Origin of the sequence: Caballeronia jiangsuensis (genome assembly GCF_046030135.1) — a bacterium.
In the GTDB taxonomy this organism is placed as follows: Bacteria; Pseudomonadota; Gammaproteobacteria; order Burkholderiales; family Burkholderiaceae; genus Caballeronia; species Caballeronia jiangsuensis.
Genome location: NZ_JAQQDB010000020.1, coordinates 116,080 through 128,897 on the forward strand (window position 1 = coordinate 116,080; position 12,818 = coordinate 128,897).

Here is a 12,818-nt window from a genome sequence, read left to right on the forward strand (position 1 = left end):
GGCGACACTTAGGCGAGTGTCACCGTGGGCTGGCAAGCATGGCCAAACTGCGTGTGACCGCGGGCTTAAACGAGCTGCTTTCTTTGGTTACTTTCTTTGCAGCAGCAAAGAAAGTGACTGCCGCCCCGCACAGGGGCAGTGCTAATAGACCACCGCGAAAACGGGATCCGGCAACAACAAAAAAAACAAAAATCACCGACTAGCCCGAGGCACATTCGAGGGCTTCACCGGTGCGCTCCCTGGCTGACTCATATTCTTGAGCGTCCCCTGATACGCGATCGTCTCCTTCTGCAAAGGATGCGCAAAGTCATTCCCTTCCCCGGGCACTTCGGTGCGAATCAGAAGCAACTGCCCGGGCACGTCATCGGCCATGACGAACGTATACCGCTTCCCCGTGTACTTGGCGAACCGCTCCGCATTCGGATCGTTCAAATACGGCTGTATAACAACCTGCCGTGCCTTCTCATGCTTGCCGAGCCCGAGCGATTCGCTCGACACCGGCGTGATCGCCGGACCCGCCGCCAGCGCCATCCGCACGCGCTGCTGGAAGTAGCGCCGCTGACCGCCCGTCAGTTGCTCCATCTCCGCGACGTCGTGCTCGAGAAAATAGATGATCGCCGGATTGCACGGCAGCCCGCCCGGCACATTGACGTCGCCGGTGCGATCCGTCACGTGCGCATCGTTCTTGCTGTTACCCGGACTCACGACAAGCACGCGCAGCGTATCCTTCACCTTCGACGGCGGCCCCGAATAATCCACCGCATAATCAAGCTCGGTCTGCGGCTCGACGCCATTCAAATGAGGCTGCATGAAGAGCAGTTGCTCGGCCGGCTTGATGTCGACGCCCGGCGCGGACGCACCAGAAGCCGGCGCGTCCGCCGCCACTGCACCGACCGTCATCGTCAGTGCAGCGCACGCCACGGCCCATGCACGAAGCGAACCCCCGTATGTTCGCTTCATTGCGGGTTTTCCGGCTGCAACGGCAGCAAGGGAACCTGATAGCTCGACAGAATCTGATCGATCTTCGGCTGATTCGATGCAATCCAGTTATCGACCTTGTCACGCCACGCCTTCTCGCCGTATCGCACGCCCATCGAAATCTCGTAGTCGAAACGGATCGGCGTGCCCGGCGGGAACGGGACGAGACGCACTTTGTTATCGGAGCGATTCGCGAAATAACCCGCGATCGGCCCCCACACGAAAGCCGCATCTACATTGCCCTGCGCCAGATCATGTTCGATCATCTCGCCCGGAAAGGCTTCGGGATCGCCGCTTTGCCCCTGATACGACACCGCCTGACCGATCAGGTCATGACTGAGCAGCCAGTCCGTCGCGGGACTCTTCACGAAGATGCCGAGCTTCATCTTCTTCAACTGCTCGGGCGGCAGATTCATGAGGTCCGAAGGCGTCTTGATGCTCGCGTATTCGGGCTTGTTCGGGAACACCATCGCGTAAGTGGAATGCAGATAGGGACGCGTGGTCGCGGTGAGCTCATAACCCTTCGGCACGCCGATGATCAGATCGCATTTGAAGCGCTCCGTCTGCGGCACTTTCTCGCGCAACGTGTTGCGCACGAAACCCATGCGCTGCGGCCAGTACGTGTACTCGAGCTTGTAGCCGAAATCGCTCGCCATCTGGCTCGCGATCTTGTTCTCGAAGCCCTCGCCCTTCTTGTTCGAGAGCGGCATGTTGTTGGGATCGGCGCACACGCGCAGCACGCCGTCCGCGCCATCGTTGTTCGGCAAGTCTGGGGGCGGTCCGCCCGCGCCTTGCGCGAACGCCTGTTGCGCCGGGAACGTCGCGAGCGCCGCGCATAGCACGGCTGCGAATCGGAACGAAGCGGCGCGGCTTGCATTGCGATCAGACATCGACACCTCCGGGAAATAAAGCAATCATCGGTGATGCAACGTCCTTATTTTGCATCGATTGCCTGCAGATCGCCCGGGTTGATCTTGCCATCGGAGCGTCCCTTCAGATACGCGAAGAGATTCTCCCAGTTCTTCTGCATCATCTGACTGGAACTGAAATCGGGCATGCCCTTGTCCACGCGCCCGCCGAATACCGTGCGATGGAATTCGTTCTTGTCGAGCGTCTTGAAAGCATCGATCAGCGACGGGCCGACCATTCCTTCCTGCTTCGCCCCGTGACAACGTTCGCACGCCAGCGCGCGCCAGGTCTTCCATCCTTGCAGCGTTTCGCTGTCGACCTTGTTGCCATCGACGACCTTATACGCGACCGGCTTCATCTGTCCCGGGCCCGGAGGCGTCTGGGCAAACGAAGCCGACGACGCAGCAAGCGTCATCGTCAGCAGCAAGAGTGATCGGCCTTTCATACGTCTGACTCCTTGAACATGTCTTGTATAAGGGGTATTTCGGCGCGGCGGCCATTGCAGCCGCCGCGCATTGCCACAGACTGACGTACATCAACCGGGAAGATCAGCCGCCAGGAACCGCGAAGATGAACAACGTGCCGCCAAGAGCCGTGTACTTCGCGAGCTCCTTGTAGCCGCCGACCGCGCCCAGGCCTTCCGTCGACTTCTCGAGACCCGCAGCCATGCCGATGCCGGCCCAGCCGCCGATACCCGAATACACGCCGACATACTGCTTGCCCTGATACTGATAAGTGAACACGTTGCCGATGATCCCGGACGGCGTCTTGAACTTCCACAGCTCCTTGCCGTCCTTGATGCGCACTGCCTTGATATAGCCTTCGAGCGTGCCGTAGAACACGATGCCGCCGGCCGTTGCGAGCGCGCCGGACCATACCGAGAACTTCTCCGGCTTGGACCACACGATCTTGCCCTTGGCCGCATCCCACGCGATGAAGTTACCCATCGCGCCTTTCTCGTTCGGGCCCGGGAACATGGACAGCGTGGCGCCGACGAACGGCTGACCGGACACATAGTCAACCTGGAACGGCTCGTAATCCATGCAGACGTGGTTGGTCGGCACGAGGAAGAGCGACGTACCCGGGTCGAACGCGGCAGGCTGCTGGTCCTTCGAGCCGAGCGCCGCCGGACAGATGCCCTTCACGTTGTGATCCGGACCGGCCTTCTGCGTCGAATAGCTCGCATTGCGGATCGGCAGGCCGCTCTTCAGATCGACGCTGTCGGCCCAGTTCACCGCCGGGTCGTACTTCTGCGCGACGAGCAGTTCGCCCGATTCGCGATTCAGCGTGTAGCCGAAGCCGTTGCGGTCGAAGTGAACGATCGCGGGCACCTTCTTGCCGCCGATGTTCAGATCGGAGAGGATCATCTCGTTGACGCCGTCATAGTCCCACTCGTCGTGAGGCGTCATCTGATAGACCCACTTCGCCTTGCCCGTGTTGAGATCGCGCGCGAAGATCGTCATCGACCATTTGTTGTCGCCCGGACGTTGCGTCGGGTTCCACGTGCCCGGATTGCCCGAGCCGTAGTACACAAGGTTGAGTTTCGGATCCCATGCGTACCAGCCCCACGTGGTGCCGCCGCCGTACTTCCACTGATCGCCCTGCCAGCTCTTGAGCGACGAGTCCGCGCCGACCGGCGTCATCTTGCCGTCGGTCCACGTCATGGTCGATTGCGGATCGATCATCATCTCGTTGTCGGGGCCGACGCTATACGCCTTCCAGACTTCCTTGCCGTCCTTGATGTTGTATGCGACGAGGCGTCCGCGAACGCCGAACTCACCGCCCGAGATGCCGGTCAGCACCTTGTCGCCGAAAACGTGCGGCGCGTTGGTGTTGGTTTCGCCTTTCTTCGGATCGCCGTTCTGCGCGGTCCAGACGACGTCGCCGGTTTTGGCGTCGAGCGCGACGAGCTTCGTATCGGCTTGCTGGAGGAAGATCTTGCCGTCGCCATAAGCAAGGCCACGGTTGACCGTATCGCAGCACATCACCGAGATGACCTGATTGTCCTGCTTCGGCTGGTATTGCCAGATGAAGGTCTGATCCTTCAGGTTGATGGCGATAACCTTGTTGGGAAACGGCGAATGGATATACATCGTGTCGCCGATGACGAGCGGCGAGCCTTCATGGCCGCGCAGCACACCAGTCGACATGGTCCAGGCAACCTGTAGCTTGCCGACGTTGTTTTCGTTGATTTGCTTGAGCGTGCTATAGCGGTGATTAGAGTAATCGCCCGCTTGCGCCGCCCAGTTCGAGGGATTCTTGATCAGGCTATCGAGTTGCGAGTCGGCCTGGGCCACATATGAATTCAGGCCAGCCGTCGCGACCACCGCCAGTCCAAGAACCAGGGTGCGTAAGTTCATGTCTCCTCCAGAATGGTGATGCCTCCGACCCAGGGATGACCACGCTACCGGGTGCATCGTGCGCGCCTTCAAATGCGGGTAACGAGTTGCGCCTCGTCCAGTACATAGCCGGACTCTTGCGTAGAGAGGCCAATTGCATATTCCATGCCGGTTTAACTCGCGCTGCTTCAAATCGGGAATTTGACGGGCGATCGTGTCGCAAGTGGGCGGGTTCCTGTCGGGTGGCGACACATACTGTGTCAAATACGCGAAAAAATGAGCGGCATGGAACACAGGAATGGACCGTGTGACATGACGCGTTGCAGCATGTTTTCTTTGGCGCATACTTGGCTGGTCGATTTCTTTTTTTTGGAGGCTTCGCCATGGCTCAAGCCGAGAAGGTCTATTCCGATGAGGAGATCCAGCAGCGTCTGACCGGTGCGCTCAAGCATTGGTATGTCGAGGATGGCTGGCTCAGACGCAAGTTCAAAACGGAAAGCTGGAAAGGGACGCTCATGGTCGTCAATACCGTCGGGCATCTTGCCGAAGCGGCCTGGCATCATCCGGATCTGACCGTTTCTTATGCGTTCGTCATCGTCAAACTCAAGACCCATTCCGCTAAGGGGATTACCGATAAGGACTTTGCTCTGGCTTCGAAGATCGAAGAAGTTATTCAGTGGCAACCTGGGAAGGAAGATGGGCCTCTTGAGGGCACGCCTTCCGATGATCAGCGGTTTCGGTATATCAAGTATGACGGGGGTTGATTTCGCTGGATCCCGTATTCGTGTCGGTCTATTAGCACTGCCCCTCCCCGGGGCGGGGGTTACTTTCTTTGCTGCTGCAAAGAAAGTAACCAAAGAAAGCAGCTTCTCATCGCCCGCGGTCACACGCACGTTGGCCATGCTTGCCAGCCCGCAGTGGCACTCGCCTAAGTGTCGCCCCCAAAGGCCCAATCGGGCTTGGCTCGCGCACGGTCTGACGCGGCGCACTGCTTCACTGACTGGTTCAGCACGAAAGAGCTTCGGCACAGCGCTACGCGCTGCCGTCGGGTATGCGAGGGACACCTTCGAAGAAGGAGCGCGCGCAAACCCGATTGACCCATCGGCCGCAAAGCGGGCTGGAGCTATTTGGTGCTGAACCAGTTTCTTGTGTGGTGCGATGTCTCAGACCGTGCGCGGTCCAAGCCCCGTGAGACCTTTGGGGGCACTCGCTACTGCCGGGCCATTAGGCCAATCGCCTGTGCCGCGGCCGGTGTGAAGTGCTTAGGCTGGGGAGAGCTGTTTCTTTGGTTACTTTCTTTGCAGCAGCAAAGAAAGTGACTGCCGCCCCGCACAGGGGCAGTGCTAATAAACCGACACGAATACGGGATCCGCCGACAAAAAACCAACTTGGTACAGGATTTGCCTATCCCATAGGCCTCAAAAAATTCCGTCCCAAAGGAACCCCATCCGATGCCGACCTCCCCCGGAAGCCTCTCGCCCACGGCGATCACAGTCGAATCGCCATCGCGCCTGCATCTCGGCTTCATCGATCCGAACGGCTCCCTGGGCCGCGCATTCGGCAGCGTGGGACTCGCCATCGACGCACACGGCACGCGGATCACCGCGCGTCATGCGCCCGCATCGCGACGCACCGCGATCATCGAAGGCGCGGTCAGCGATGCCCAGCGCGAACGCATCGAACAGCATCTCGGGCAACTCGAAGCGGCGTTAGGCCAGGGCCCGGCAATCGACATCGAAATACACGAAACACCGCGCGCCCACACGGGCCTCGGCTCCGGCACGCAACTGGCGCTGGCGCTCGGCACCGCATTCGCCCGCGTGCGCGGCCACGCAGCCAGCACCGCCGACATCGCCAGAATCCTAGCGCGCGGCGCGCGTTCCGGCATCGGCATTCATGGCTTCGATCACGGCGGCCTGATCGTCGACGGCGGACGCGACACGCGCAACGTGTCCTCGACCGCACTGCCGCCGCTCATCGCACGCCAGCCCTTCCCGGAAGCATGGCGCGTGCTGCTCATCGACGACACCTCGCGCGAAGGCCTCCACGGCGACGAAGAAAAGCGCGGCCTCGCATCGCTCGCGCCCTTCCCCGCGCCGCTCGCCGCGCATCTCGCCCATCTCGTGCTGATGCGCATCCTGCCCGCCGTCGCGGAAAGCGACTTCGACACCTACGCTGACGCCATCTCCGACCTGCAGCAGACCATCGGCGAATACTTCGCGCCCGTGCAGGGCGGCGTGTTCGCCAGCCCCGCCGTCGCGCGCGCGCTCGAAGCCGTCGCCGCCGAGACGAAGGCGGGCATCGGCCAGACGTCGTGGGGTCCGGTCGGCTTCGCGTTCGTCGCGAGCGCACAGGACGCCGAACGCGCGCTCGCGGCCGCACAACGCGTCTCGCCGGGCGTGCCGCTCACGTTCACCATCGCCGCGGGACGCAATCGCGGCGCGACGTGGCGCGCGGCCGATCATCGTCATCACGGCGCGAACGCTGCCTGAGCACGCGGCGCGCATCGACAGATTCAATCGACACCCACACGCCCAACGAGTCCATCGCCATGCCCGAAGCCACCGAAAGACCCTACGTCCTGCACATGTTCACCAGCACGCCGCAAATGAGCCCGTTCGACGTGAACATGGCCGCCGACGCGGGCTATCAGATCCTCGTGCCCTACTGCAATGTCGATGAGGACAGCGTCGTGCAGCTCACGCAGGACGCGATCTTCTCGCGCGGGCCGAAGGGCGTGTCGCGCACCGGCATCTTCATCGGCGGACGGGACGTGATGCTCGCCGCCGACATGCTCGAAAAAGCCCGCAACGCAATGGTCCCACCCTTCGAAGTCTCCGTCTTTACCGATCCGAGCGGCGCGTACACCACGGCCGCCGCGCTCGTCGCGCTCGCGGAAAAGCATCTGCGCGCCGCGCATTCGGTCGATCTCGGCGGCAAGCGCGTGCTGATACTCGGCGGCACGGGCGCAGTCGGGCGCGTGGCGGCGGCGATGGCCGCATCGCTCGGCGCGGACGTCGCCGTGGCGAGCCATTCGAGCCAGTCGCGCGCGACGCAGGTGAGCGACGAGATCAATCGCCGCTTCGATATCGCGACCTCGGGCGTCGCGACCGGCTCGCCCGAGCAACTGCATCGCGAGCTCGCGCGGGCGGAAGTGGTGTTCGCCACCGCCGTGGCAGGCGTGCAGGTGATGAAGTCCGCCGATCTCGCGCACGCCAAGAACCTCCTGATCGCCGCCGATGTCAACGCCGTGCCGCCCGAGGGCATCGCCGGCGTCAACGTGATGGACGACGGCAAGCCGCTCGCGGGCGCGGCGCGTCAGGACGCCGTCGGCATCGGCGCGCTCGCGATCGGCAATGTGAAATATCAGGCCGAGCATCGGCTCTTCTTGCGCATGCGCACCGGCGGCAAGCCCGTTTATCTCGGCTTTCCGGAAGCATTCGACGAAGCCCGCGCGATCGTCGCCGGACAAAGCTCATGACACCCGCCGATGCCGCCCGCGCGCCGCGTGTCGCCGTCGCGGGACTGTCTGCGCGGCTCGTCGCGCAATCGGCGGCGCGCGCGGGGCTGAACGTCGTCGCGCTCGATATTTTCGGCGACCGCGACACGCGCGAGCACGCGGGCATGTGGTTCGATATCGGCGGCAATGGTCTGTCGATCGATCGCGCGCGTCTCTACGATGCGCTCGAACGCGCGGCGCGCCTGCCGCGCATGCTCGGCCTCATCGTGACGAGCGGCCTCGAATCGCTCGCGGGCGAACTCGCGCGCGCGCCGCACGTGCCGCGCTTCATCGGCAACGGGGCGCAGGCGGCCGCGGTGCGCGATCCGCGGCGCTTTTTCGCCTTGCTCGACGAGGCGCACATCGCGCATCCGGAAGTGCGCTACGCGCCTCCCGACGATCGCCACGGATGGCTCGTCAAGCGCTCCGACGGTTGCGGCGGCACGCATATCGAATGGGCCGATGAAGTCGGGCACTTACCCGCCGACGCGTATTTTCAGCGGCTCGCCCGAGGCCGTTCGATGTCCGCGCTCTTCGTCGCCGCGCATCGCGAAGCCACGGTGATCGGCTTCGCGGAGCAACTGACGGTCGCGGCGGGACGCCTGCCCTTCGTGCACGCGGGCTCGCTCGGGCCGGTGCGCTTGCCGCGGCAGATCGCGGCGCGCATCGTCGGGGCCATCGACAGGATCGTCTGGCAAACGGACCTGACCGGTCTCAACAGCATCGACTTCCTGCTCGACGGCGACACGTTCAGCGTGCTCGAAATCAACACGCGCCCATCCTCGACGATGGCGCTTTACGAAGCCGCCTGGCCCGACGCGTGGCCGCGCGGACTGATCGGCGCGCATCTGGACGCGTGTCTGCACGGCGAGCTGCCGCACGCCCCCGACACGGCCGCGCACACGCCGCCGCTTCACGCGGGGCAGCGCGTCGTGTTCGCGCACGAAGGCTTTACCGCATCGCGCGCGTTCAGCGACGCATGTTTCGACGATCCCGCGTGCCACGACGTGCCGCTCGTCGGCGCGCGCATCGAAGCGGGCCAGCCGGTCTGCACGATGACCGTGTCCGCGCCCGCGTTCTCCGACTTGCGCGACGCGCTGGACCGCGAGCACGCGCGCCTCCTGCAACGCATCGACACTTTATCCAGACCATGACTTCAACTTTCCAGGCCGACGCCGCGATGAGCGTCAACGCATCGAGCGAGCGGCTCGTCGCGCGTCTCATCGACGATGCCGCGCGCCTTCACGTCGATTTGACGCGCACGGACGGCGGCACCGTGATCGTCGATGCGGGCGTGAACGCCAAAGGCAGCGCCGACGCCGGCATCCTGATCGCGCGCATCTGCATGGGCGGCCTCGGGCGCGTGGCGCGGCGCGTCGCGCTCGATAGCGCGCCGCTCTGGCCGGTTTTCATCGAAGTGCATACGAGCAATCCGGTCCTCGCTTGCCTCGCGAGCCAGTACGCCGGCTGGAGCCTGTCGGCGACCAAGGAACAGACGGACGGCAAGAAATTCTTCTCGCTCGGTTCGGGCCCGGCGCGCGCGCTCGCGTGCAAGGAGCCGCTGTTCGACGAACTCGGTTATCGCGACCGGCACGATCGCGGCGCGCTCGTGATGGAGGTGGATCGTCTGCCGCCGCAGGTCGTCATCGACAAGGTGCTCAACGATTGCGGCCTCGCGCCGGAGCGTCTCGTGATCGCCGTGACGCCGACACAGTCTGTGGCGGGCACGGTGCAGGTCGTCGCGCGCGTCGTGGAAGTTGCGCTGCACAAGACGCACGTGCTGGGCGTCGATCTCGCGGAAATCGTCGAGGGTAGCGGCAGCGCGCCGCTTCCGCCGCCCGCCCCCGACGGAATTCAGGCTATGGGCCGCACCAACGACGCGATTCTCTACGGCGGCCGCGTGCATCTGACCGTGAAGGGCGATGCCGTCGCGAAGCGCCTTGCGGCCGAATTGCCGTCGTCGAACGCGCGCGACTATGGCCGTCCTTTCGCCGACATCTTCACGTCGTTCAACTACGACTTCTATCAGATCGACCCGGCGCTGTTCGCGCCCGCCGAAGTGTGGGTGTCGAGCCTGGAAAGCGGCGCGACGTATCACGGCGGCAAGGTCGATAAAGCGCTGCTGGAGAAGCAATGGAGCGCGTCATGAGCGTGCCGGCGTTGCGTGTGGCCATCATGACCGACGAAACCGGCTGGCACACCGGACGCCTTAAAAGAGCCTTCCGCGCGCGCGATGTGGAGGCGCGCTGCGTCGATCTCGCGGATTGCCGCATCGATACGACATGGAAGCCGCACGGGCTCGCGATTCCCGGCTTCGGTCACACGCTGCCCGATGCGGTATTGGTACGAGGCATCGCGGGCGGCACCTTCGAACAGGTGACGTTGAGGCTCGGCATCCTGCACGCGCTGCGCGAATGCGGCGTGCCCGTCTATAACGATGCGCGCGCGATCGAGCGCAGCGTCGACAAGTCGATGACGAGCTTCCTGCTCAATCGCTACGGCGTGCCGACGCCCGCGACGTGGGCCGGCGAATCCCCGGCGCATGCGCAGCGCGTGCTGATGCGCGAAGCGGCCGCGGGCCGTCAGGTCGTGATGAAGCCGCTCTTCGGTTCGCAGGGCAAGGGGCTGAAGAAGCCCGGCTTGAAATTGCCGTCGCTCAGATCCTTCAGTCAGGTCGCCTATCTCCAGCGTTATGTCGATGCAGGCGCGCCCGGCTTCGACTGGCGCGTGCTCGTGATCGGCGGGCACGCGGTGGCGGCGATGAAGCGCGTCGGCGGCGAGGACTGGATTCACAACTTCGCGCGCGGCGCGCGCTGCGAGGCAGCGGAACTGTCACCCGCCCTCGCGGATATCGCCGTGCGCGCGACGTCGGCGCTCGGGCTCGATTACGCGGGCGTCGATCTGATTGCCTCGGAGGGCGGGCGGCCGGTCGTGCTCGAAGTGAACGGCGTGGCGGCGTGGCGCGGCCTGCAAACGGTGACGCCGGTCGATATCGCGGCGCTCATCGTGGACGATCTGCTCGATCGCAAGCTGCCTGCATCGAAAGGCGCGCTCGCGCTCGCCAGCGGCAATGAGCGCTTCTGACGCACCGCTCGCCATCCGCGCGCGCACCGCGTTCCTGCGCGCGTGCCGCCTCGACGTCGAGACGAGAAAGCCCGGCAACGTGAGCGTCGCGAGCGCGGGGCACGGCATGACGTCGGCGCAATTCATCGCGAGCGCGGGCGCGGCGGCGGCGGGCCTTTTTGCGCCGCATGCACGTGTGGGCGCGCGCATTCTCGACGCCGTGCGCCGTACCTTCGATGCGGCCGGCTGCAATACGAATCTCGGCATCGTGCTGCTCGCCGCGCCCTTGTGCGCCGCGCTCGAGCGTTTCGATCCGAACGAACCGGTCGATGCGGCGCGCTGGCATCGGGCGACGGAGCGCGTGCTCGCGGAGCTGGACATCGACGATGCGCGCCTCGCCTATCGTGCGATTGCACTCGCGAATCCGGGCGGCCTGGGCGACGCGCCCGAGCAGCCTGTCCACGCGCCGCCGACCGTGACCTTGCGCGCGGCGATGACGCTCGCGGCGGATCGCGACAGCATCGCGCGTCAATATGAGAACGGTTTCGCCGATGTATTCGGCGCGGCGGGCCCGGTCACGGCGTCGACGGAACATCGCGCGATGCTCGACGCGTTCCTCGCGTTTCTCTCTGGCTGGCCCGATTCGCACATAGTGCGCAAGCAGGGCGCGGCGGTGGCGCAAAGTGTCACCCGCGACGCGGCGCGGCATCGCGCGAACTGGCGCTTGGCGGGCAGCCCTGTCGAGTCGCCGGCGCTCGACGACTGGGATGCCGAACTGAAGGCGCGCGGCATCAATCCGGGCACGAGCGCGGACCTTGCGGTGGCGACGCTCTTCGTCGGGCTGGTGATATCGACGATGAATGCATGAAGTCTGCCCGCGCGGACAAAAAATTGGCACGGAACATGTTAGGAGTTTCGCGGTTGAGCGGTCGGATCGGAACGCCGGTCGAACCCTGAGCCTTGCGCGGCTTTGATTCTTACCGTCGCGAGTCGAGAGCAAGTCGCTAGTCCCTGGAACCACACATCACTGGAGGAACAGCATGGCCAAGATCAACCGCGTCATGGTAGGAGAGTCGCTCGTCGGCGATGGCAACGAAGTCGCGCACATCGACTTGATCATCGGACCGCGAGGTTCCGCTGCCGAGACCGCGTTCTGCCACGCGCTCACGAACAACAAGGATGGCTTCACGTCGCTGCTCGCGGTGGTCGCGCCGAATCTATTGACCAAGCCGAACACGATTCTCTTCAACAAGGTGACGATCAAGGGCGCGAAACAGGCGGTGCAGATGTTCGGCCCGGCGCAGCGCGCGGTGGCGATGGCCGTCGCCGACAGTGTGGAAGGCGGCGTCATTCCCGCCGATGAAGCCGACGACCTGTTCATCTGCGTCGGCGTGTTCATCCACTGGGAGGCGGACGACGACCAGAAGATCCACGACTTCAACTATCAGGCGACGAAGGAAGCGCTGGCGCGCGCGGTGGCGGGCGAGCCGTCGGCGCAAGAGGTAGTATCGAAGAAGGGAACGATGTCGCATCCGTTCTCGCCGGACTGAAGCGGTGCGTGGCCGGTGCGTATCTGCTGTTTGCGTGCCGGCCGAACTGGATCATTACAACTACGAGGCTTATCGCATGACCCCACGTTGCTGCGCGTTGACGGTGCTCACCTGCCTCTCGCTGATTTCGCCGCTGTCGATCGCTGCGACGGGTACCGGGGGTGGCGCGCCCGCCAAGAGTCACGACTATCCGACCGAAGGGCGCGTGGAATATGTCCTCGGATGCATGGACGACAATGGCCACGATTTCGCCAACGTGTACAAGTGCTCGTGTGCGATCGACAAGATCGCTCAGGTGTTGACTTATGACGATTACGTCGAGCAGTCTACGTTTTCTAAATACGCGGCTTTAGGTGGGGAAGGTGGGGCGGAGTTTCGTGTCGATCGGGCTAAGGCTCAGACCAGGAAGTTTCGGGAGTTGCAGAGGGATGCTTATAAGGCTTGTGGGATTCAGAAGGCTGCGGCGAAGTGATTTGGTTT

Annotated in this window: 13 protein-coding genes; 9 read left to right on the top strand and 4 right to left on the bottom strand. The window is 63.8% G+C overall.

Features of this window, described 5'->3' with window-relative positions; translation table 11 throughout:
- Window positions 1–192 precede the first annotated feature (192 nt).
- The 4 genes from PQR08_RS21755 to PQR08_RS21770 form a co-directional block, all read right to left on the bottom strand.
- Complete coding sequence (locus PQR08_RS21755; RefSeq protein WP_250484763.1) at window positions 193–960, bottom strand: hypothetical protein; 768 nt, start codon at window positions 958–960, stop codon at window positions 193–195.
- Window positions 957–1,868, bottom strand: coding sequence for a substrate-binding domain-containing protein (locus PQR08_RS21760; RefSeq protein ID WP_035510999.1), 912 nt, complete (start codon window positions 1,866–1,868; stop codon window positions 957–959). Before PQR08_RS21760 ends, PQR08_RS21755 begins: the two co-directional genes overlap by 4 nt.
- A gap of 44 nt (window positions 1,869–1,912) precedes the next feature.
- A complete protein-coding gene (locus tag PQR08_RS21765; protein WP_187605299.1) occupies window positions 1,913–2,332 on the bottom strand; it encodes a c-type cytochrome in 420 nt (139 codons plus the stop codon).
- 103 nt (window positions 2,333–2,435) lie between these two features.
- Entirely contained in the window at window positions 2,436–4,247 is a 1,812-nt protein-coding gene (locus PQR08_RS21770) for a methanol/ethanol family PQQ-dependent dehydrogenase (RefSeq protein WP_187605300.1), read from the bottom strand.
- 362 nt (window positions 4,248–4,609) lie between these two features.
- Between PQR08_RS21770 and PQR08_RS21775 the strand changes: the two genes are divergently transcribed.
- From PQR08_RS21775 to PQR08_RS21815, 9 genes are all read left to right on the top strand, one after another.
- Window positions 4,610–4,990, top strand: a complete 381-nt coding sequence (locus PQR08_RS21775) for a 4a-hydroxytetrahydrobiopterin dehydratase (RefSeq protein ID WP_238294053.1) — start codon at window positions 4,610–4,612, stop codon at window positions 4,988–4,990.
- Window positions 4,991–5,677: 687 nt separating this feature from the next.
- On the top strand, window positions 5,678–6,718 hold the full coding sequence (locus PQR08_RS21780) for a beta-ribofuranosylaminobenzene 5'-phosphate synthase family protein (RefSeq protein WP_250484761.1): 1,041 nt from the start codon (window positions 5,678–5,680) through the stop codon (window positions 6,716–6,718).
- Window positions 6,719–6,777: 59 nt separating this feature from the next.
- Window positions 6,778–7,707, top strand: a complete 930-nt coding sequence (locus tag PQR08_RS21785) for an NAD(P)-dependent methylenetetrahydromethanopterin dehydrogenase (protein ID WP_238217336.1) — start codon at window positions 6,778–6,780, stop codon at window positions 7,705–7,707.
- On the top strand, window positions 7,704–8,879 hold the full coding sequence (locus PQR08_RS21790) for an ATP-grasp domain-containing protein (RefSeq protein ID WP_250484759.1): 1,176 nt from the start codon (window positions 7,704–7,706) through the stop codon (window positions 8,877–8,879). Before PQR08_RS21785 ends, PQR08_RS21790 begins: the two co-directional genes overlap by 4 nt.
- On the top strand, window positions 8,876–9,874 hold the full coding sequence (gene mch, locus PQR08_RS21795; protein WP_250484756.1) for a methenyltetrahydromethanopterin cyclohydrolase: 999 nt from the start codon (window positions 8,876–8,878) through the stop codon (window positions 9,872–9,874). Before PQR08_RS21790 ends, mch begins: the two co-directional genes overlap by 4 nt.
- The gene (locus tag PQR08_RS21800; protein ID WP_250484755.1) at window positions 9,871–10,809 is read left to right on the top strand and encodes an ATP-grasp domain-containing protein; all 939 of its coding nucleotides are present in this window, start codon (window positions 9,871–9,873) and stop codon (window positions 10,807–10,809) included. The genes mch and PQR08_RS21800 overlap by 4 nt, the downstream gene beginning before the upstream one ends.
- Window positions 10,796–11,656, top strand: coding sequence for a triphosphoribosyl-dephospho-CoA synthase (locus PQR08_RS21805; RefSeq protein WP_250484753.1), 861 nt, complete (start codon window positions 10,796–10,798; stop codon window positions 11,654–11,656). The genes PQR08_RS21800 and PQR08_RS21805 overlap by 14 nt, the downstream gene beginning before the upstream one ends.
- 172 nt (window positions 11,657–11,828) lie before the next feature.
- Window positions 11,829–12,338: a formaldehyde-activating enzyme gene (gene fae / locus PQR08_RS21810; RefSeq protein WP_029672354.1), complete on the top strand. Its 510-nt coding sequence runs from the start codon at window positions 11,829–11,831 to the stop codon at window positions 12,336–12,338.
- A 76-nt stretch (window positions 12,339–12,414) separates the two neighbouring features.
- Window positions 12,415–12,810, top strand: coding sequence for a hypothetical protein (locus PQR08_RS21815; RefSeq protein ID WP_187605616.1), 396 nt, complete (start codon window positions 12,415–12,417; stop codon window positions 12,808–12,810).
- Window positions 12,811–12,818 lie beyond the last annotated feature (8 nt).

What these genes read in the sequence shown, in the direction of transcription:
- PQR08_RS21765 (WP_187605299.1), bottom strand. Translation starts at nt 2,332, where the DNA reads ATGAAAGGCCGATCACTCTTGCTGCTGACGATGACGCTTGCTGCGTCG.
- fae (WP_029672354.1), top strand. Translation starts at nt 11,829, where the DNA reads ATGGCCAAGATCAACCGCGTCATGGTAGGAGAGTCGCTCGTCGGCGAT.
- mch (WP_250484756.1), top strand. Translation starts at nt 8,876, where the DNA reads ATGACTTCAACTTTCCAGGCCGACGCCGCGATGAGCGTCAACGCATCG.
- PQR08_RS21770 (WP_187605300.1), bottom strand. Translation starts at nt 4,247, where the DNA reads ATGAACTTACGCACCCTGGTTCTTGGACTGGCGGTGGTCGCGACGGCT.
- PQR08_RS21785 (WP_238217336.1), top strand. Translation starts at nt 6,778, where the DNA reads ATGCCCGAAGCCACCGAAAGACCCTACGTCCTGCACATGTTCACCAGC.
- PQR08_RS21805 (WP_250484753.1), top strand. Translation starts at nt 10,796, where the DNA reads ATGAGCGCTTCTGACGCACCGCTCGCCATCCGCGCGCGCACCGCGTTC.
- PQR08_RS21760 (WP_035510999.1), bottom strand. Translation starts at nt 1,868, where the DNA reads ATGTCTGATCGCAATGCAAGCCGCGCCGCTTCGTTCCGATTCGCAGCC.
- PQR08_RS21755 (WP_250484763.1), bottom strand. Translation starts at nt 960, where the DNA reads ATGAAGCGAACATACGGGGGTTCGCTTCGTGCATGGGCCGTGGCGTGC.
- PQR08_RS21790 (WP_250484759.1), top strand. Translation starts at nt 7,704, where the DNA reads ATGACACCCGCCGATGCCGCCCGCGCGCCGCGTGTCGCCGTCGCGGGA.
- PQR08_RS21800 (WP_250484755.1), top strand. Translation starts at nt 9,871, where the DNA reads ATGAGCGTGCCGGCGTTGCGTGTGGCCATCATGACCGACGAAACCGGC.
- PQR08_RS21780 (WP_250484761.1), top strand. Translation starts at nt 5,678, where the DNA reads ATGCCGACCTCCCCCGGAAGCCTCTCGCCCACGGCGATCACAGTCGAA.
- PQR08_RS21775 (WP_238294053.1), top strand. Translation starts at nt 4,610, where the DNA reads ATGGCTCAAGCCGAGAAGGTCTATTCCGATGAGGAGATCCAGCAGCGT.
- PQR08_RS21815 (WP_187605616.1), top strand. Translation starts at nt 12,415, where the DNA reads ATGACCCCACGTTGCTGCGCGTTGACGGTGCTCACCTGCCTCTCGCTG.